The organism is Methylobacterium sp. Gmos1, assembly GCF_053764715.1.
Window position 1 is genome coordinate 109037 of the sequence record NZ_JBSNCC010000014.1, and the last position, 20195, is coordinate 129231.

Below are 20195 nucleotides of genomic sequence, written 5' to 3' on the forward strand. Positions count from 1 at the left end.
CACGGAATCCGCATGGCCCCCCGATCCGTCGCCGTTCTCGCCCTTCCTGGCGTCCAGCTCCTCGACGTGGCCGGGCCGCTCGACGTCTTCGCCGAGGCGAACGCCCAGAGCGGCCGGAACGTCTACGACCTGGCGGTCGTCGGGACGGAGCCCGGCCCCATCATCACGTCGTCCGGGCGTGGCCTTGTCGCGGATCTGGTCGCGCCCCGGACCGAACCGACGTGCTTCGACACGCTCCTCGTCGCGGGCGCGCCCCGGATCCAGGACCTTGAGGTCCGGACCGAGCTCCTGGATTGGCTCGTCCGGGCCGCGGCGCGTTGCCGGCGCTACGGTTCGATCTGCAGCGGCGCCTTCCTCCTCGGTCAGGCCGGCCTCTTGCGCCGCCGCCGGGTCACGACGCATTGGGCCGTGGCGAAGGCGCTGGCCGAGCGGGCCGGGATGAGCCCGCGCCATTTCGCGCGCCTGTTCCGGGCCGAGACGGGCCTCACGCCCGCCGCTTACGTGGAGACCGTCCGGATCGAGTCTGTCCGCCGCCTTCTCGAAACCGGGGATGCCGCCCTGAAGCAGGTCGCGGGCGCCTGCGGCTTCCGCGATGCGGACACGCTGCGGCGCGCGTTCATGCGCCGGGTCGGCACGACGCCGGCCGAGTACCGGCGCCGGCACGTACGGCCCTGACCTGGATTTCACCGGTCATCCGCAACGCACCTGTCGGCCAACACCTGTCGGCCAACACCTGTCGGCCAAGTCGCGCCACGCGTCCGAAGCAGCGTTCAGCCGTGCTCATCGTCGCGGACGGGCTCCCGGCGAAAGCCGTCGCGAGCCACGCCGCACCGGTGATCCAGCGCGCAAGCGCCTCGGAGCCCGCCCCAGCGTGGTGCTGATCGGCGAGCGTCCGGGCCTCGGCGTAGCCGACAGCCTTCGGCATCGACGTGACCTATGCGCCCCGTCGCTGACGGCGTGGTTCGTACGAGAGGCCCTGCGGCGCGGCCCCACCGGCGTCGGCCTGAAGGATGGGATCGAGGTAGCCGCCCCGGAGGGAATGCGGTGAAGACGGGGGGCTTTTGGCGTCGAACCCTCCCGTAGCCATCGCAACCGGTTCTCGCCTCAATCGCGCCGCTTGGGCTCCGCGGACGCGACGACCAGGAATGCGAGACCCGCCGCGGTCGCGTCCTCGGCAAAACCCCGTATGCGACCTGCCGCCGAACCCGAGTCTCCGCCCCGTGCGGCGCGCCCGATGAGAGTACCGGCGATCGCTCCCGCAACCCCGGCGAGGGCACCGTATTCGGGCGTGGCACGTCGCCCGGCCAAGGACCAACCACCCGCCGCGCCGACGGCCAGCCGAAAAGCGAAGGAGGGCGGGATGCGCCGATCAGGTGCGAACGGCATTTTGTCGCCGGCCATCTCGGCCGCCGCGGCTGCCGTCGCCAGGGCCCGAGCGGTCGTTCCGGCGGGGATGAGATCACCACGCGTTTTGCCCTGCGAGGCGGCCCAGGTCAGCGCAGCGCAGGCGGACATGCTGCGCATCCCGGCCACGAACCCAAGTCCGAAGGAGGCTCCGTATCCCTGCATGCTCGCCGCCTATCACCCGCGGACCTCGAACCCCTTGGCAAAGCGGCGCCACCTGCTCGTGTTCCCTGCGAGGTGATGTCGGGGAAGGGTCCAGCCGCGGAACATGCCCGGGCTGCGCACGGAAGCCAAAACGATTTCGAGCTACTAAATTGTGTCAAACTGATATACGTGGCCGCGTCCCGTCGTTCTCCCCCGTTCGGCGAGACGGCGGGTTGGGCCCCTTCCCCCGTAGGGGTTCAGCCCGCCACTTTCGTTCCCCTGCCCATCAGATCCCGTCCTGGCGCTCAACTCGGCCATCACCTCGTCCGCGAGCGGCCTCTTGAACCGTGCCGCCTCCTCCACCGGCGTCTCGAGCCACGTGCGCCACTCCGCGGCAGCGGTGAGCATCGCCTCGGGTGCACCGGCCCTGCCACGCCGTTTGCCTCGGTCGCCAGGAACGACGATGATCGGTGCTCCTCCGGCGCGGGCTTGTCTCTCTCAAGGCCGTGCACGCCGGTCCAGGGCCGCCAGCAGGGCGAAGCGACGTCGCGCACATCGGTGACCGGCGGCATGCCGAGTTTCGGCGGCGGGAAGCCCCGGCGCATCATCGTCAGCTCCCGCTCGCCCTCGGCGGTGTGGACGACGGGCGCCGGCTGGTCGGGGAAGATCCCGGGCAATTGCGGCAGGTTACCGGCTTCGTCGCGATCGAGCGCGAGAGTCGACCCGGCTCAGTTCCAGACCGCTCGACCTCACCTGCGTCGAATGTCACGTCCACGACGAATTTCCCACCCGAGACGGCTCGCCCGTTCCACCGGAGGCTCGCGCCGGCGCTCAGGATCTGACAAGCTCGGCGAAGGCTCTGTGCAGGTCTCCAGGATGCCGACGCGCGACACCCGTTCCTTTCCACTGCAGTCTGAGACACGCTTCGAGATCAGCTTCGCGGCTCACCTCGCGGTGGCGACGCGCTCCGCGCGGCTCCTGGGCCCGGCGATGTCGGCGGTCACGGCCGCTTGCCTGCGGTCGCTGCGCGGCGGCGGCAAGCTCCTGCTGTTCGGAAATGGCGGCAGCGCGGCGGATGCCCAGCACATCGCGAGCGAGCTGACGATCGGGTTCGAGCGTCCCCGGGGTGGGATCTCGGCCCTGGCACTCACGACCGACGCCTCGGCCCTGACGGCCGCCGGCAACGATCTCGGCTTCGAACAGGTCTTCGCCCGGCAGATCGAGGCGCTCGGGCGGGCCGGCGACATCGCCCTCGGGCTCACCACCTCGGGTCGAAGCCCCAACGTCCTCGCCGCTCTGCGAGCAGCCCGACGCGGCGGCCTGGCGACGATCGGCTGGACTGGGGAGACCGAGACCGAGCTGCACGACGTGTGCGACGTCGTCGTGGCGGTGCCGAGCCGCGAGACAGCGCGCATCCAGGAGGTCCACCTGCTCCTCGGCCACATCCTGTGCTCGGCGATCGAGCAAGAGCTCGACGCCGACCAGCCGCACTGAGGCGAGTTCGACGATGTCTGGTCCTTTGGTCTTTCTGGACCGCGACGGCACGCTGATCGTCGAGCGGCACTATCTCGGCGATCCGGCGGGCGTGAGGCTCGAGACCGGCGTGGTCGAAGGCCTGCACCACCTGCGCGGGGCCGGCGCCCGAATGGCCGTGCTCACGAACCAGTCCGGCGTTGCGCGGGGGTACTTCAGCCGGGCCGACGTCGCCGCGGTCAACGCCGAGATCGACCGGCAGCTCGCCCGTGAGGGCCTGTATCTCGATGGCTGGTACGTCTGCCCGCATGGGCCGCAGGATCGCTGCCGGTGCCGCAAGCCGGCCCCGGGCCTGATCGAGGCGGCCTGTCGCGATTTCGCGGCGCGCAATCTCGCCTGCGAGCCGGCGGGCTGTTTCGTCATCGGCGACAAGGCCTCGGACGTCGACCTCGCGACCTGCGTCGGCGGCACCGGCATTCTCGTGTCGGACACGGCCGAGGCCGCGCGGTCCGGCGGCCGCGTGGTGTCGTCCTTCCTGGACGCCGCCCGCACGGTAACGCGGCTCTGGCGGGAGCAGCGACACGCTGGCGGCGAGGTCGGGAGGCGCTGCACGTGAACCGTGAATCCGGAAACGCCGGCGACGGGCTCGCCGCGCTCCTCGGACGCCTGGCGGGCCGGCGCGTCGTCGTGCTCGGCGACGCGATGCTCGACCACCTCGTCGGCGGCGACGTCGCGCGGCTCTCGCCGGAGGCGCCGGTGCCGGTGCTCGCCGTACGCCGGACCCAGTCGGCCCTCGGCGGCGCCGCCAACGTAGCCCGCAACGTCGCGAGTCTCGGCGGCCAGGCCGTGCTGGTGAGCGTCATCGGCGACGACGCGGCCGGGCGGATGCTCGCCGAGTGCGTGCAGCGCGAGATCGGGACGGACAGCGCGCTGATGGTCGATCGCGGGCGCCGCACCACCGAGAAGACCCGCTTCGTCGCCGGGGCCCAGCACCTCCTGCGCGTCGACGCCGAGGACGCGCACCCGCTGCCGGATACGGTCGCGGCCGCACTCCTCGAGCGGCTCGACGCCGCGCTGTCGCGCGCCGACGTCCTGGTGCTCAGCGACTACGCCAAGGGCGTTCTGATCCCGGCCGTGATCCGCGGGGCCTGCGCCCTCGCCCGCCGCTGCGGCGTCGCGGTCCTCGCCGATCCCAAGCCTGCCACCCTCGCGCTCTATGCCGGCGTCGACCTGATCACCCCGAACGTGGCCGAGGCCGCGGCCGTCACCGGCCTGCCGATTAATAGCGACGCGGAGGTCGAGGCGGCGGCACGCGCGCTCGCGCGGCTCACCGGGGGGGCGGCGGTCGTGCTGACCCGCGGCGCGGCAGGCATGACGGTGCTCGACCGCTCCGGCCGCGCGACGCACCTGCCGACCGAGGCCCGTGAGGTCTACGACGTGTCGGGGGCCGGCGACACGGTGGTGGCCGTGCTGGCGCTCGCCGGAGACGACGACCTCGTCGTGGCGGCGCGCCTCGCCAACCAGGCAGCGGGCCTCGCGGTCTCACGGGTCGGAACGACGGCGGTCGGCGCGAACGCCCTGCGGCGGGCTCTTGCTCCGCGGTCCGCCACGGGAGGGCGGGTGATGGGGCTCGCCGAGGCCGCCGCCGCCGCGGAGGACTGGCGGGACGAAGGGGCGCGGGTCGTCCTGACCAACGGCTGCTTCGATCTCCTGCATCCCGGCCACCTGCACCTGATCGCGCAGGCGCGGGCACGGGGCGACCGACTGGTCGTGGCGGTGAACGACGACGCTTCGGTGCGCCGCCTCAAGGGCCCGGCGCGCCCGGTCCAGCCCGAGGCCGACCGGGCGCGCCTGCTCGCGGGCCTCGCAGGCGTCGACGCCGTCGTGCTGTTTCCCGAGGACACACCGCTCGCCGTGGTCGAGGCGATCCGGCCCGACATCTTGGTCAAGGGAGCCGATTACCGCCTCGAAGCCGTGGTCGGCGGCGACCTCGTGCGCGCCCGCGGCGGCGACGTCGTGCTGGTTCCGCTCCTCGAAGGCTTTTCGACGACGGCGACGCTCGGGCGGCTCGCCGGCCGGACCGGACCGGCGTGATCGCGATGCCGGACGACGCCGAGGCTTGGCTGCGCCGCGGCGTCGGCCTCGTCCGGGCCGGACGGCCTGGGGAGGCGGAAGACTGCTTTCGCTCCGCCCTGGCGCTCGCGCCCGGCCACGGGCGGGCGAGCGCGGCCCTCGCCGGGGCCCTCGCGGCGACCGGGCGCTTCGACGCGGCCGAGCCCCTGTTGCGTGCCGCTATCGCCCAGGCGCCCCTTGCGGCGCCGCTGCACGCGGAACTCGGTGCACTCCTCGTCCGGCTCGGGCGCCCGGACGAGGCGGCGCGCGCATTGCGGGAGGCCGTTCGGCTGCAACCGGACGTCGGCCGCACTCACGGGCAGCTCGGCGCCGCGCTGCAGGCGTGCGGGCGCAAGCCGGCTGCCGAGCGCAGCTACCGCCGGGCCCTCGCCCTCGCCCCGGGCGATCTCACCGCCCTCCTCGGCCTCGGCGGGCTGCTGATCGAGACGGGCCAGTTCGCGCCGGCCGCCGCGTGCTTTCGCGCGGCGATCGCGACAGCGCCCGCCGCCTCGGGGGCGCAGAGCGGGCTCGGGCTCGCGCTCTCGGGCCTCGGCGCGCGGGAAGAGGCTGTGCGACACCTCGAAGAGGCATTGCGCCTCGACCCTGCGGATGGGCGCGCCGCGCTCGAACTCGGCAGCCTGCACGCCGCCGGCGGCTCCCACGAGGCTGCCCTGGCGGCCTACGAGCGTGCGCGGGAAGCGGCGCCGGAGGCGCCCGAGGCGCGTCTCGGCGTCGGGATCGCTTGCGCGCTCCTCGGCCGGTTCGACGCCGCCGAAGCGGCCCTGCGCGAGGCCTTGCAGCTGCGGCCGGCCTTCGTCGAGGCGCTCTCCTCTCTCGGCGACGTGCTGCGCAACCGCGGCCGGCTCGCCGAGGCGGAAGCGACCTTGCGGTCGGCACTCGCGCTGCGGCCGCACGACGCCGACGCGGCGGTCCATCTCGGCTTCGTGCTGCTTCAGGCGGGCCGCTATGCCGAGGGCTGGCGCTACCACGAGGCACGCTGGGCCGCGAGCGCCTGGCGCGGCCGCCGACGCCCTCTCGTCTGCCCGCCCTGGCGCGGCGAGCCCCTGGCCGGGCGCCGGCTCCTGCTCCACGCCGAGCAGGGGCTCGGCGACACCATCCAGTTCGCCCGCTTCGCCCCGCTTCTCGCCGGCGCTGCCCGGGTCCGGCTGGCCGTGCCGGCGGCCCTGGCCGAACTCCTGCGCGGCTCGAACCTCGCGCAGCAGGGCCTTGAGGTGATCGGCCCCGACGCCGACGGGGCGACGGACGACGTCGCGCTTCCGCTCATGAGCCTGCCGGAACGCCTCGGCATCACCGAGACGACGATCCCGTCCGCCCCCTATCTGAGAGCCGACCCGGAGAAGACCGAGGCGTGGCGGCAGCGCCTTTCGGGCCCGGACGGCCTGCGGGTCGGACTGGTCTGGGCGGGCGATCCGGCAATGGCGGCGGATCCCCGCCGCTCGCTGCCCCTCGCGCGTCTCCGCCCCCTCGCCGCGGTGCCGGGCGTGCGCTTCGTGTCGCTGCAGATCGGGCCGGCAGCCCGGCAGATTGCGCAAGCCGGCATGCCGATTCTCGATATCGCCCCCGACCTCGCCGACCTCTCGGACACCGCCGCCGTGATCGCCGCCCTCGATCTTGTCATCGGGGTCGATACCGCCGTCATCCACCTCGCCGGAGCCCTCGGTCGCCCGACCTGGCTCCTCAACCGGTTCGACACCTGCTGGCGCTGGGGCGGCACCGAGGCGGCAACACCGTGGTACCCGTCGATGCGGATCTTCCGCCAGCCGGAGCCGGGCGATTGGGACTCGGTCATCACGGGGGTCGCCGCGGAACTCGAAAAGGTCGCCGCGGAGATGTGACGGCCGGTCGGTTTCCCGCCCGGCCGCCGGTCTCAGGTCACGCGGACAGGGTGTAGGACTGCTCGATCGCCCCGGCGAGATGCAGGGACGCCTCCGTGCTCTCGGCAATACCGATCGCGACATCGGCGCGCGAGGTCCCGCCGGCGAGCGCGAGGTTCCAGCCGACGGCGCCCGCCGTTTCCGGCGCGCGGCCGAGGGCGTCGTGGTAGAGCGCGTCGACGAAGGCACCGTTGCTCAGGCCCGGGGAGCGGGCTTGGTACTCTTCCGAGACCAGGAACCTGGCTGCGACGTCGGTAATCGAAGCGCCGCCCTCGACGTAGGAGGTCCAGCTTTCCAGCCCGCCCGCATCCGGCGCGCGGCCGAGCAGCCCATGATAGAGGCGCGCCACCGCGGCGGCATTCGCATCTGGCACGAACACCCCGGCGGCGAGCTCGGGCGCCAGCTGCGCTGCGTTCTCCGGCGAAACCGCAAAGCCTACTACAACGTCGCCGCGCGAGCCGCCGGCATCGAGGAACGCGACCCAGCCCGCCGCTCCCGCCGCCTCGGCCTCCCGGCCGAGACCGGTCTGGTAGAGCTTGTTCACGAAGGCGGCGTTGTCGAGCCCGCCGTAGAGCGTCTGGCCCTCTGGCGAGGCCAGAAGCGTGCTCGCCAGCGCCGCGAGCGAGGTGCCGCTACCGAGGGCGGCGGCGGCGCGCTCGAGCTCGAGGCCCGTCGCATCGCGGCCGAACAGGGCGTCGTAGGCCGCATAGGCCTGCCCGCCGGCACCCGAGAGGTCGCGCACGACGTCGCCGAAGGCCGCGGTGGACGACGCGAAGCGGATCGTCGATACGCCGTCCGCCTTGGCGGTGACCGATATCGGCACCGGGGCCGCCCCGTCGATCGTCATCCGGCGGGTCACGCCGTCGACGACGAAGCTGAGGGTGTTGCCGTCGAGGCTCGCGGAAGTCACCAGGCCCTGGACCTCGACCGTGTCGGTCCGGTCGAATTCCAGGATGGTGTCGCCGTCGAGGTCGGTCGCGGTGCCCCGATAGACGTCTGCCCCGGCTCCACCCGACAGGCGGTCTGCGCCGGCTCCGCCGACCAGCGTGTCGTTGCCGCCCCGGCCCAGCAGCAGGTTAGCGACCGCGTTGCCGGTGATGAGGTCGTCGCCGCCGCCGCCGGTGGCGTTCTCGATGACGACGCCGTTGGCGATGGTGTAGCCGCCGCCGATGAACGCTGCGTAGCTCAGGACGCCATAGCCGGTCGCACTCTGGTCGAGGGTCGCCGCGGTCAGGTCGAGGATGGCATTTCGGGTACCGTCATAGCGCATCTCATCGGTACCGCCGGTGTCCCAGATGCAGGACCAGAACGCCGTGTCGGGCTGGTAGACGATCGATTCAGGGACTCCCGCCTCGTTGGGCTCGCCCCGTACGAACGGCGCCGGGTCGTTGCTGTCGGGCAGGATGTAGACGTTGTCGCCGTTGGCGTAGGTGGTGTTGGCGCCATACAGGTACTGGATCGCCGCGATGTCGTAAGCCATCGGCGTGGCGGCGAAGCCGTGCTCCAGGAAGTAGTCGTCCGCGACCGGGCGCTGGCGGGTCGGCTGGACGTCGATATGGCCCTCGTCGTCGAACTCGTAGCCGTGCAGGTACGACATCACCGAGCCGAACATGTGGTTCAACTCGAGCACGCCGAGGCTGCGCTGGCGCTCGGCCGAGGTGTCGCTCGGATCGATACCCGGAAAGTAGTTGGGCGAGAACGCGCCCGAGCCGGAATCGTGCGGGTGTTTCAGGCCGAGGCCGTGCCCGGTCTCATGGATGAAGGTGCGGTAGAAGTTGCCGCCGGGCTCCAGGGTGTCTGGCGTCCATTGCCGAATATTGACCGCCTCGAAGTTGTAGGTGCCGAGGCTCTGCGCGGTGGTGCTGGCGCTCGGCAGGCTGTGCGAGGCCGAGACTGTGCCGCCGGCCGTAGCCTGGTTCTCCAGACGCTCGACGAACAGCGCGTTGCTCTGCGCCGAGACCTCGTTGAACTTGACGTTGGCGACGTGCTCCCAGCCCTGCACCGCCTCGCGATACGCGTCCTTTTCAATCGGCCGCCACGTATAACCGTAATTGCGGCCGTCGATTTCAGTGCCGGTCAGCTCACCAAAATAGTAATTTATATTAAATGGTCCGGTAACTCCCGCATTGTTGACGTAATGTCGTCCATTGTTAATGAAAGAGTCGACGAACTCGTTGCCGCTCTCGGGCGAAACAGCCGTCAGTGCCATTCGCGTTCTCCCGTGACGCCAGAACAGGACGCCGATGACTGTCGACGAGCCTCTGGCAAGCTTTCAAGGTAGTGGAATGCAAACGAGAATGTCCAGAATAATTGTCTAACGCCAGTTGTTATTTTTTGCAACGACACCGCGTGTATTATAAGAATAGCCTATAAATCATAATTTTTAGCCTCAAGCTCATCGGATATTGCTTCGCGCGCCTGCCGGAGCGTGATTTTGCGAAACAGTAAGTGTACGAGCTTCACTCCGTCCCCGAACGGGCAGCCCTCTGCTCGTGCCCTGCCGGCGGACTAGTTCATTGCCGCCAAGAACTACTCCTTATGGACTATGCCATTTGGACAGTGCCCGGCTCCCGAACGCCTCGGCGTGCGAGACTTGGACATATCGCGACGTCTCCCGCCGACTGAAGCGCAACGATTGAGAAATATTCTATCGTGAGAGCGCCGCCACCGGACGTTTATTGAGGGACGGTCGGTTACAAGGATTCGTGTCTCATCGTTGTCTGATTTTTTCCGGCAAGGCAGAGCTTTTCGCGGGCATGCGGGAGCTGCGACCGACCGGAGCGGGACAGCCGACAGCGGTGTGGACGTAGCGAGACCGACTTAGCCCTCGCCGAGGCCCTGCTCGATGATGGGCCCGCCAGCAATCGCCGGCTGTCTCTGGCACGCTACGGCGCATCAACGTGAACCTCCGTTGGATCGGGAGGGAGGAAAGGCTCGGGCAGGGAGCGGCTGCCCACGGTCCTGATCTCGGGCCGGTGCCGCTCGCCGATGCTTCGCGGTGCCTTCGAGGCATCGACGAGCAGGTGGCGGCGAGCCGCAACCTGCCTCGCCATCCACGACCCGGCCGCAGCTTGCCCCCTCGACCGCGTCGACCGTCAGTTCAAGGCTCCCCGGCCGAATGCCTTGCGAGTGAGCGACGTCACCGACGTGGCGACGTGGTCGGGCTTCGCCTCTGTGGCGTTCGTCATCGATGTTTTCGCCCGGCGCATCCCCCGGGTCCGGCTTCGCCGGCCCGAGGCCAGGCTCTGGCTGGCGGTCTCACAGAACGCCTCGGCTGGAAAAGTCTTGGTCGGATCCAAGCCCCTCAGCGCAGCGTGATGGCGGAGAGATCGATGGACACCACGAGCGGCTCGGGCATCGGCCAGCCGTCGGGCCGCCGCGGGAAGATCCGCCGCCTCGTCGGGACCTTGATCCCGGAGACGTCGACGTAATCCGAGACAAAATGCGCGCCCGGCGTGCTGCCGGCGATCTCGACGTCGTAGTCGTGCCGGGCGATCAGGTTGTCGGCATCGACGTAGAGCGTCTGGATCCGGCTGTGCGTCGCGATGCCGGGCGCGAAGGTCGCCCGCAATCGACGCCAGACCGTGTCCCCGTCGCGCCAGGGCTCGATCTCTCGCGTCTCCACGCCCGGATAGGCGAGCAGGAACGGCATGTTCAGGTAGGTCCACATCGCACAGCCGGCGAAGTAGGCGAGTTGCGGATCGCTCCAGGGCGTCTCCAGGGCGTGAGCCTGGAACGACGCGCGCGGATCGACGAGTTCCTCGATCGTCGACCCGGCCGCATTCTCGATCGAGACCCGATCGGGCGTGAAGCGGGAGCGGCGTCCGTCGCTCCCGAACGGCGCGTGGGACGCCCATTCGTCGCGAAGGCCCACCGTCACGTCGACCTCGTCGAGCAGCCCCGCCTTCCCCTTCAGGGCCCAGAGCGCGCCGCCTTGCGCGAGATGCGCCGTCATCGTCGAGAATTGGTTCCAGCGTGCGAGGCCGCCATGGGCGTCGAGCACGGTCGCGAGCAAGGTCGTCATGTCGTCAATCCGCTGTCTGGTGGTCGGCGAGGAGGCGGCCGATCCCGGCCGTGACGTCCGCCCTGCGTCCGGGGATCGAAGCTGGGCCCGAGACCGCGTCGAGGAGGGAGAACAGCCGCTGGTTCATGGAAGAGCCTCCGTCGCGTCCGGGATCAGGCTTCGGCCGAGGCCGCGAAGGCGTCGAGGGCGCGGGTGCCGTACACGATGGCCGCTCCCGCCCCGAGGCTCGCGGCGACCCCGAGCGCCTCGGCCAGCTCTGCTTGCGTCGCGGCGAGCTTGCGGGCCGCGTCGGCGTGGACGGTGATGCAGCCGTCGCAGCGCAGCGTCACCGCGACGGCGGCCGCGATCAGCTCGCGCACCCTGGCGTCGAGGTGATCGGTCTTCTGCCCCGCCGCGCTCAGTGCGCCGCTGCCCCTGATCGTCTCCGGGCTGAGCTTGGCGAACCCGCCGAAGCCGGCCGTCACCTGCTGCCTGTAGAGGCTCCAATCCATCACGTGCATATCGCTGTCCTCCCGGAGCGGAGCCGGCGGCTCCTCTATCGCCATCAGGGCTAAGCGGTCCGGCGGCTCCGGTCGTGAGAGGCGTCGTGAGACGTCGTGAGGGTGTGCGCGGCACGACTTCTTGCGCCTCACGAGCGCTCGCAGGTTCGAGGAATGCGGGGCGGATTCGATATCGGCGATCGGCCGGAAGGCCGCGTATCGGCGAGGACGGATCCAGCGGAGCTGCGACGTGGCAATCGTACTGGGCAGGCCGCCGCGTGCCGGCGCAGCCTCGTTGCGTCGCTGCTCCACGATGCGGCGTGTGTCGGGCGCAGGCCGGGCTGCGGCGCCCTCGTGCTACGGCCGGCGCGAGAGCATCGGCCGTGACGCCGACGGCAGGGATTCTTGCCGTCGGCGTATCGCCCGGGCGTCAGGTCCCGCTGTCGCTCAGGCGCCGGCGAGCTTGGTGTTGGCGACCGGCAGCGACCGGATCCGCTGCCCGGTCAGCGCCGCGATGGCGTTGAGGATCGCCGGTGGTACGCCCGGCAGGCCCGGCTCGCCGACGCCGCCCATCGGGGCGCCGCTCTCGACGATGCGGACATGGACCGCCGGCATGTGCTCGCGGCGCAGGATCGGGTAGGTGTCGAAGTTCTGCGACTGGCGCAGACCGTCGCGGTAGACGATCTGCTCGAACAGCACCGAGGAGGTGCCGAGCGCGGCCGCCGATTCGACCTGCGCCTTCACGATCGCCGGGTTGACGATCGAGCCCGGATCGAAGGCGATCCAGAGATTGTGCACCCGGGCCTCGCCGCCCTCGACCGAGACTTCCGCGATCGTCGCGGTCTCCGAGCCGAACGGCGAGGCGAGCGAGACGCCGCGCGCCCTCCGTCCGGCGCCGGCCGCGTAGGGGCCGCGCCGCCAGCCGCCGGCGAGGTCGGCGACCTCGCGCAGGAGCCGCTGGTGGCGCGGCTTGTCCTTCAGGAGCCTCATGCGGAGCTCGAACGGATCGTGCCCGCCGGCCTGCGCCACCTCGTCGAGGAAGCTCTCGTAGAAGGCGTCGTTCATCGAGTGGCCGACCGAGCGCCAGAACGCGATCGTCACCGGATGGGCGACTTTGGTGAAGGTCATCCGGCGGTTCGCGATCGCGTAGGGCTTCTCGACGATGCCCTCGACGGCGGAGGGGTCGATCGTCGTCTTCATCAGGGCGCCGAAATAGCGGCCGATCGGCCCCTCCCCGACCGTGCGCACCTCGATCGCCGTCGGGTTGCCGGCCGCATCGAGGGCGGCGCGAAAGCGGCTGAAGCTCAAGGGCCGGAGGCCGTCGCGGGCGAATTCCTCCTCGCGCGACCACAGCACCTTCACCGGCCGGCCGGTCGCCTTCGCGAGCAGGATCGCCTGCGGGAACGGGTTGCCGGACTCGTAGGGGAAGTGCCGGCCGAAGAAACCGCCGAGCATCGGCGAGTGGATGCGGACCTTGTCGGGCTCCACCCCCGCGATCTTGGCCGAGATGCCCTGGAACAGCTCCGGCATCTGGTTCGGCAGCCAGACGTCGAGGGTGCCGTCGGGGTTGAAGCGGGCGATCGACGAGGGCGGCTCGAGCTGGGCGTGAGCCAGGTAGGGCGCGGCGTACTCCGCCTCGACCACCTTGGCGGCACGGGCGAAGGCACCGGCGACGTCGCCCTCCGCTTCCGCCGCGTGGCCGGCCTCCGCCGAGCCTTTCAGCGCCGCGAGCAGCCCGTCGGAGGAGAAGTCGGCCGCGACCGTGTCGAGGCCGGTCGCCTTCGGGGCGCTCCAGCGCACGGTCAGCGCCTCGACGGCCTTGCGCGCCCGCCACCAGCTGTCGGCGGCGACCGCCACCGCCCCGGGCAGGCGGTGGACCGAGTGCACGCCCGGCATCGCGCGGACGGCCGCCTCGTTGTCGAGCCCGACCGGCTCGGTGCCGGGATGCGGCGCGTGCGCCACCGCGGCGTAGAGCATGCCCTCGACCTTCTGGTCGATGGCGTAGACGGCGCGGCCCGTCGCCTTGTCGCGCACGTCGATCCGGGCCACCGGCTTGCCGATGTAGCGGAAGGATTTGGGGTCGCGCAGGGCCGCGGCCTCGTTGGGCTTGAGCGCCATTGCGTCGGCGGCGAGGGCACCGTAGGGCAGCGTGCGGCCGGACGCGGCGTGGACCACGGTGCCGTCGCGGGTGGTGAGCTCGGCCGCCTGCACCTTGAGCCGCGCGGCCGCTGCGCGCACCAGCATGTCGCGGGCGGTGGCCCCGAGCTGGCGCATCAGCGGATAGCTCGAGCGCGTCGAGAAGCTGCCGCCGGTCATGCGGATGCCGTTGACCACCGCGTAATCCGGACCGGGCGGGGCGCACTCGACCACGAAGCGCGCCGGATCGACGTCGAGCTCCTCGCCGACGATCTGGGCCATGCCGGTGGCGATGCCCTGGCCGCCCTCGACGAAGGGCGAGAGGAAGCGCACCGTCCCGTCGGGGCGGATCTCCAGGAAGGCCGGGACGCGGGTGCCGGGCTTCGGCGCGATGGCGCCGGCGCCCTCGGCGGGTCCTTGCGCTTCGGCACGGACGCGGTCGGGCAGCGCGACGGCGAGCACCAGCGCGCCGGCCGCTGCGCCGAGGAGATGGCGGCGCGAGAGGTTCGCGGCGCCGGCAGGCGCGGTGCCCGTGTGGGCCCGGGAAGGCGTGCGCAGGATCTGGTCCATGGTCGCCTCCCGTCAGGCCGCGGCGTGCCGCACGGCGGCGGCGATGGCGTTGTAGGTGCCGCAGCGGCACAGGTTGGTCATCGCCCCGGCGATGTCCTCGTCGCTGGGCTTCGGCGTCTCGCGCAGGAGCGCGGTCGCGGCCATCACCTGGCCCGACTGGCAGTAGCCGCATTGCGGGACCTGGGCGGTGACCCAGGCCGCGACCACCTTGCGGCCGACCGGATCGCTCTCGACCGCCTCGATCGTCTCGACCTTGGCCGCGCCGACCGAGTCCACCGTGACCTGGCACGAGCGGGTCGCCTGGCCGTCCATCAGCACGGTGCAGGCGCCGCATTGCGCGATGCCGCAGCCGTACTTCGTGCCGGTCATGCCCAGCGTGTCGCGCAGGACCCAGAGCAGCGGCGTGTCGGGCTCGACATCGACGCGGTGGGACTGGCCGTTGATCGTCAGATCGAACATGGCGGATCTCTCCTGGATGGCGGGCTCGGATGGCGGCCGGGAGTCCGAGCGCCCGCGGCCTGCCGGGATCGTGCGCGTGGAGCCTGTCGTAGGCCCCGGGCCGCGCGGGTGTCGTGCGAGGCCTCGTGAGATTCCGTGAGCCGGCGGCTCCATCAGGCCTCGTCGCCGGCCTCGTCGCAGGCCGTCTCCGCCGGCCGGTCGGACGGACGGGTCGTCCGCCGGAAATCCTGGGGCGGGCGGCCGTAGAGCCGCAGGAAGGCGCGCCGCATCCGCTCGCGGTCGGCGAAGCCGACCCGGTCGGCCACGGCCTCGCACGAATGCCGGCCGTCGATCAGGAGCGCCCGGGCCGCCTCGGCGCGCAGCCGCTCGACGACCTTCGCGGGCGACTCGCCGAATTCGACGGCGCAGGCCCGCCCGAACTGGCGCGGCGAGAGGTTGGCGACCGCGGCCATCCGGGCCACGGAGAGGTCGTCGCGCAGGTGCCGCCGGACATGATCCAGGACCTTGCGGATCCGGTCGGTCCGCGGTTCGAGCTCCAGGAGCCCGGAGGCCTGCGGATCCGCTCCCGGCCGCCGGCGGTCGAGGATCATCCGGCGCGCGATGGTGCGGGCGACGTCGGTGCCGAGATCGGCCTCGACGAGGGCGAGCGTCATGTCGATCCCCGCCATCATCCCGGCCGAGGTCCAGATCGGGCCGTCGTTGACGAAGAGCCGATCAGCCTCGATCCGAATGTCGGGGAAGCGTGCCTGCAACTCGCGGGCGTGGCGCCAATGCGTCGTGGCACGGCGCTGCGACAGGAGGCCGGCCTGCGCCAGGGTGAAGGCCCCGGTGCACAGGGCGCCGACCCGGCGCGACGTCGCCGCGGCCTCCCGGGTGAAATCGACCAGGGTGGCGGGGGCCGGTTCCGTGCCGATGCGGGCCGCAACCAGCAGCGTGTCGTAGATCTCCGACTCCAGGGGGTGGCTCGCCACCGCGAAGCCGGCGGCGGTCGGGACCTCGCCGCCGCCCTCCGACACGAGGCGGGTCTCGTAGACGCGATCCTCCATCAGGACGTTGGCGGCCTGGAAGACCGCGAGCGCCGCGATCGACATGAGTTGCAGGCCCGGGGCGACCACAACTCCAACCTTCCGCATCGGCTCGCCTGCCTGCTGCCGGACCGGACGGGAGGCGGTCGGGCTTCGGCGCATGTTAGATCATCAAGCCGGTGAGGCAGCGGCGGATCCGGACGTTGACGTCACGATTCCGGACATTCTCGACCCATCGGACCGGACCTCCGTTTCGACCGCTCACAAGGTGACGGGGGAATCGGCCCCGATACGGATGCTGCGCGGCCCCGCACCGTAGGCCCGCAGGAACGCTCGGCGCATCCGCTCGCGGTTGGCGAAGCCCGTCTCGCGCGCGATCTCCTCGATCGGCAGGCGGCTCTGCTCCAGCATCAGCTTCGCCGCCTCCAGGCGGATGCGCTCCACCGCCTTGGCCGGCGAGGTTCCGGTCTCCGCCCGCAAGAGCCGTGTGAACTGGCGCGGGCTGAGGCAGGCCACCGCGGCCAGCGCCTCGGTCGTCAACGGCAGGTGGAGGTTGCGTCGCGCATAGGCCAGGACGGCCTGGATCCGGTCGGTGCGGGCGTCGAGATCGAGGAAGGCCGAGTGCTGCGCCTGGCCGCCGGCCCGACGGCGCTCCATCACGAGGCCGCGGGCCACGCTGACGGCGAGGTCCCGGCCGTGGTCGTGCTCGATCATGCCGACCGCGAGATCGAAGGCGGCCGACATGCCCGCCGAGGTCCAGATGGTGTCGTCGACGACGTAGATCTTGTCGATGTCGAGCCGGCAGGCCGGATAGCGCGCGCGGAACTGCGGCGCGAAATGCCAGTGGGTGGTCGCGCGCCGCCCGTCGAGCAGGCCGGCATCGCCCAGCATGAAGGCGCCCAGGCACAGCCCGGCGACCCGCCGCGTCGAGCGGGCGGCCGCGCGGAGATGGTCGGCGAGGACGGGGGAGGTCGTGGGCGGATTGATGCCGGCCGCGACGAGGAGCGTGTCGAAGGCCGCCGGGTCGCCGAGCGGCTCGGTGGCGAGGTCGGGGCCGAGGCCGGACCGGATCGGACCGCCGCGCTCCGACAGTAGGTGGACGTCGTATAGCGCCGCCCCGGCGTAGCGGTTCGCCACCACGAAGGGAGAGGTCGCGGCGAGGCCCATGAAGTCGAAGTCCGGGCCGATCACCAGCCCTATGCGGCGCATCGTCGTCATCGGCTGCGTTCCCTGTCTCGCGCCGCACCATCGGCCCGGGTCCCGGCCCTGGCAAGCGGGACGGCCGGAAACGAGGCTTGGCATTTCCCGTGCGGAAGGTGAGCGCTCCGGCGGTGGAATGTCCGTAAAGGTGGCATTTACGTCCGGGGACCCGGATGATCGGCGATACGGCTGCGCTATGGTGCGCCGGCCGGTTTCGCGCGCAGGGAGCGATCCCCGCAAGGGATGGAGCCGGCGGCGGCTCGGGCGATCGGCGTCGGGCAGGTGCGGGAGCGGTGGCATGACGAAGGCAAGCGACGCCACGGCGGGCTCGCCCGGCGCGGCGCGGCCGGAGATCGTGTTCGGCGTCTTCACGCTGCTGCCCGAGCACCGGCGCCTTCTGGCGGGGTCGTCCGTCGTCAAGCTCGGCAGCCGCGCCCTCGATCTCCTGATCCATCTCGCGTCGCGGCCCGGCGAGGTGATCAGCCACCGCGAGCTGACGGCGGCAGCCTGGGCAGGGGCGCAGGTCGAGGAGAGCAACCTCCGCTTCCAGATCGGGCAGCTGCGGAAGGCGCTCGCCGAGCACGCAGGAGGGGCCGAGCACGTGACGAGCGTGCCGGGCCGCGGCTATTGCTTCACCGCGACGGTGACGGCCGCCGCGCCGGCCCGGCCGGTGCCGATGGTCCGGCCGGTCGGCGCGCCGCTCCTGCCGCCCGAGCCGTCGAACCTGATCGGCCGGTCCGCCGATGTCGAGATCCTGCTCGGGCACTTGGCGCGCCATCGGCTGGTGACGGTGGTCGGCACGGGCGGCGTCGGCAAGACGACGCTCGCCGCCGCGGTCATGCATCGGATCGGCGGCCCTGCCGGGCCGTCGCCGTCCTTCGTCGACCTGACGACGCTGGACGATCCCGGCCTCGTGCCGAGCGCCGTCGCCACGGCCCTCGGCGTCCCGGTCGGATCGGCCAATCCCCTGCCGCAGGTCGTCAAGGTGCTGGCGGATGCGGACGCCCTTCTCGTCCTCGACAATTGCGAGCACGTCATCGATGCCGTCGCGCTCGCGGCCGAAGCCATCCTGCGCGGCGCGCCCGCCGCGCGCATCCTCGCGACGAGCCGCGAACCGCTCCGGCTGTCCGGCGAGGCCGTCCATCACCTCATGCCGCTGGCGGCGCCCGTCACCGACGCGGACGAGCCGCTCGCCTTCTCGGCAGTCAAGCTCTTCTGCGACCGGGCACGCCTGCAATCACCCGACCTCACCCTCGATCCGGCCCAGGCCCGGCTCGTCGGCGAGATCTGCCGGCAGGTCGACGGCCTTCCCCTGGCGATCGAACTGGTCGCGGCCCGCATGCGGACCCTGGGTCTCGCCGGCCTCGTCGAGCTTCTGCGCAACGGCGCCGAACTCGCCCACCGCAGCGCCGTCCCCCGCCACCGCAGCCTTCAGGCCACCTTCGACTGGAGCTACGCCCTCCTGTCGCAGGCCGAGGCCCGCGCGCTGCGCACCCTGTCGATCTTCACCGGCCACTTCTCGCTGAACGCGGCCCTGTCGGTGCTCGACGACGGCACGGACCGCTCCGATCACCTGGAGGTCCTCAGCGCGCTGGCCGACAAGTCCCATCTCGTGCTGGAAGCCGCACAGGGGCCTGAGGCCTCACAGGGCGGCGCCCGCTACCGCCTGCTACAGATGACGCGCCAATTCGCCCTCCGGAAGCTCCGGGCGGCGGGCGAGGAAGCGGATGCCGCCCGCCGGCACGTCGCCTGCTACGCAGGCCTGCTTGAGGGCGCGCGGGCGGCGAGCGGGACGCGGCACGGTGGCGACGGGGTGGCGGCCCTCGCCTTCGAGATCGGCAACGTCCGCGCCGCGCTGGTCTGGGCGTTCGGGCCGGGCGGCGACGCGCAAGCGGCAGTCCGGCTCGCGGCCTGTTCCGCACCCCTGTTCCTGCACCTGTCGCTCCTCGCCGAATGCGTCGAGTGGACCGGGCGGGCGCTCGGGTCAGGGGAGTTCGCCGCACTCGGACCGAAGCTGCGGCTCGAACTGAAGGCGGCACGAAGCGTCGCCCTGCGCTACACCCGGGGCAACGGCGAGGACGCGCGAGCCGCGCTCCACGAGGCGTTGGATCTCGCGGAGGCCGAGCGGGATCTCGCGTACCAGATCCGGCTGCTGGAGGGCCTGTACATCTTCGCGCTCCGCCTCGCGGACTTCAAGGCGGCGATGGCCTATGCGGAGCGCGGCCGCGCCGGAATCTGGCATTCGCTCACCGATACCGGCCTCGCGACCGGCGATTGGATGGTGGGCGTCCTCGATCACTTCATGGGGCGACAGGCCGAGGCGCGGCTGCGCTGCGGGCACGCCCTGCGCAACTTCCCGCTCCAGCGCCGGCCCGAAGTGGTCCGCTTCGGCATCGACCAGCGCATGCTGGCCCATTGCGCCATCGCCCGCGCGCTGTGGGTGCAGGGCCTTCCCGACCAGGCGGAAGCCGCCGTCGACGGAGTGGTGCGGAAGATCGAGGCGATCGGCCACCCCGTCTCGCTGTGCACGGCGTTGCTCTGGACGGCGCCGGTCGCCCTGTGGTCGGGCGATCTCGACCGGGCGGCGGAGGCGCTCGCCACGGGGCGGGTGCTGGCCTCCCGGCACTCGCTCGTGCCCTACGAGCTCCTCGCCCGGGCGCTGACCGGGCAGCTCCACGCGCTCCGCGGCGATCCGGAGAGCGGCGTCGCGCTCCTGTCCGAGGGCTTGGCAGGCCTCGTCGAGGTGTCGCACCTGACGATGAACTCGGCCCTGCAGCTCGCCCTCGCCGAGGCCCTGATCGAGGCGGGGCGGCCCGGCGAGGCTCTCGCCGAAGCCGGGCCCGCCATGGTCCGCATCGAGCGCGACGGGGAGCTGACCCTCCTCCCCGAGGCGTGGCGCATCAAGGGCCGGGCCCTCGCGGCCCGGGACACGGACCAGGACGCGGAGCGTGCGGAGGAGGCCTTCCGCCACGCCCTTCGGATCGCGCAGGATCAGGGAGCGTTGTCCTATCGCCTCAGGGCCGCGACGGATCTCGCCGAATACCTCTCCCGCCGCGGTCGTACCGGCGAGGCGGCATGCCTGCTCTCGCATGTCTGCGACGCGCTGACGGAGGGCCGTTCCACCCGGGACGTCCTGAGGGCGACGCGCCTACGCGAGCACCTGACTGCGTGACGGAGCCCGGGGGCGCCCGCGCGGCTCGATCCGTCCCGCCTCACGGGATCTCACAACCCCTCTCGGTACACCGTCTACCCTCGCCGGTATCACCGCGGGGGA

At 71.7% G+C, this 20195-nt stretch carries 15 protein-coding genes and 1 pseudogene; 7 read left to right on the forward strand and 9 right to left on the reverse strand.

The features are described 5' to 3' along the window. Positions 1–12: 12 nt before the first annotated feature. Entirely contained in the window at positions 13–675 is a 663-nt protein-coding gene (locus ACS5PV_RS23300) for a GlxA family transcriptional regulator (protein WP_455397723.1), read from the forward strand. A 429-nt stretch (positions 676–1104) separates the two neighbouring features. Here the strand turns inward: ACS5PV_RS23300 and ACS5PV_RS23305 are convergent, their stop codons facing one another. Then, entirely contained in the window at positions 1105–1569 is a 465-nt protein-coding gene (locus ACS5PV_RS23305; RefSeq protein ID WP_455397724.1) for a hypothetical protein, read from the reverse strand. 933 nt (positions 1570–2502) lie between these two features. On the opposite strand from ACS5PV_RS23305, the gene ACS5PV_RS23310 reads away from it, so the two are divergent. From ACS5PV_RS23310 to ACS5PV_RS23325, 4 genes are read left to right on the forward strand one after another with little or no spacing between them, the layout of a single operon-like run. Then, on the forward strand, positions 2503–3042 hold the full coding sequence (locus ACS5PV_RS23310) for a D-sedoheptulose-7-phosphate isomerase (protein ID WP_455397725.1): 540 nt from the start codon (positions 2503–2505) through the stop codon (positions 3040–3042). Between the two features lie 25 nt (positions 3043–3067). After that, positions 3068–3637, forward strand: coding sequence for a D-glycero-alpha-D-manno-heptose-1,7-bisphosphate 7-phosphatase (locus tag ACS5PV_RS23315; RefSeq protein ID WP_455397726.1), 570 nt, complete (start codon positions 3068–3070; stop codon positions 3635–3637). Next, complete coding sequence (gene rfaE2 / locus ACS5PV_RS23320; RefSeq protein WP_455397727.1) at positions 3634–5115, forward strand: D-glycero-beta-D-manno-heptose 1-phosphate adenylyltransferase; 1482 nt, start codon at positions 3634–3636, stop codon at positions 5113–5115. Before ACS5PV_RS23315 ends, rfaE2 begins: the two co-directional genes overlap by 4 nt. 5 nt (positions 5116–5120) lie before the next feature. Further along, positions 5121–6989 carry a tetratricopeptide repeat protein gene (locus tag ACS5PV_RS23325; RefSeq protein ID WP_455397774.1) on the forward strand — a complete coding sequence of 623 codons (1869 nt, stop codon included), beginning with the start codon at positions 5121–5123 and terminating at the stop codon, positions 6987–6989. Between the two features lie 37 nt (positions 6990–7026). Here the strand turns inward: ACS5PV_RS23325 and ACS5PV_RS23330 are convergent, their stop codons facing one another. After that, positions 7027–9237, reverse strand: coding sequence for a DUF4214 domain-containing protein (locus tag ACS5PV_RS23330; RefSeq protein ID WP_455397728.1), 2211 nt, complete (start codon positions 9235–9237; stop codon positions 7027–7029). Between the two features lie 848 nt (positions 9238–10085). Between ACS5PV_RS23330 and ACS5PV_RS23335 the strand changes: the two are divergent. Next, positions 10086–10238, forward strand: a pseudogene (locus tag ACS5PV_RS23335) (IS3 family transposase); the annotation flags it as partial. 94 nt (positions 10239–10332) lie between these two features. Here the strand turns inward: ACS5PV_RS23335 and ACS5PV_RS23340 are convergent. The 7 genes from ACS5PV_RS23340 to ACS5PV_RS23370 form a co-directional block, all read right to left on the reverse strand. After that, positions 10333–11052, reverse strand: a complete 720-nt coding sequence (locus tag ACS5PV_RS23340; protein WP_455397729.1) for a hypothetical protein — start codon at positions 11050–11052, stop codon at positions 10333–10335. Between the two features lie 4 nt (positions 11053–11056). After that, entirely contained in the window at positions 11057–11179 is a 123-nt protein-coding gene (locus ACS5PV_RS23345) for a hypothetical protein (RefSeq protein WP_455397730.1), read from the reverse strand. 25 nt (positions 11180–11204) lie between these two features. Continuing rightward, complete coding sequence (locus tag ACS5PV_RS23350) at positions 11205–11552, reverse strand: carboxymuconolactone decarboxylase family protein (RefSeq protein WP_455397731.1); 348 nt, start codon at positions 11550–11552, stop codon at positions 11205–11207. 426 nt (positions 11553–11978) lie between these two features. Beyond that, on the reverse strand, positions 11979–14237 hold the full coding sequence (locus ACS5PV_RS23355) for a molybdopterin cofactor-binding domain-containing protein (protein ID WP_455397732.1): 2259 nt from the start codon (positions 14235–14237) through the stop codon (positions 11979–11981). Positions 14238–14249: 12 nt separating this feature from the next. Beyond that, positions 14250–14696, reverse strand: a complete 447-nt coding sequence (locus ACS5PV_RS23360) for a (2Fe-2S)-binding protein (protein WP_455397733.1) — start codon at positions 14694–14696, stop codon at positions 14250–14252. Between the two features lie 152 nt (positions 14697–14848). Continuing rightward, on the reverse strand, positions 14849–15829 hold the full coding sequence (locus ACS5PV_RS23365) for a GlxA family transcriptional regulator (RefSeq protein WP_455397734.1): 981 nt from the start codon (positions 15827–15829) through the stop codon (positions 14849–14851). Between the two features lie 153 nt (positions 15830–15982). Then, positions 15983–16930, reverse strand: coding sequence for a GlxA family transcriptional regulator (locus tag ACS5PV_RS23370; RefSeq protein WP_455397775.1), 948 nt, complete (start codon positions 16928–16930; stop codon positions 15983–15985). 289 nt (positions 16931–17219) lie between these two features. Here ACS5PV_RS23370 and ACS5PV_RS23375 point away from each other — a divergent pair, with 289 nt between their 5' ends. Continuing rightward, the gene (locus ACS5PV_RS23375; RefSeq protein WP_455397735.1) at positions 17220–20093 is read left to right on the forward strand and encodes an ATP-binding protein; all 2874 of its coding nucleotides are present in this window, start codon (positions 17220–17222) and stop codon (positions 20091–20093) included. Positions 20094–20195 lie beyond the last annotated feature (102 nt).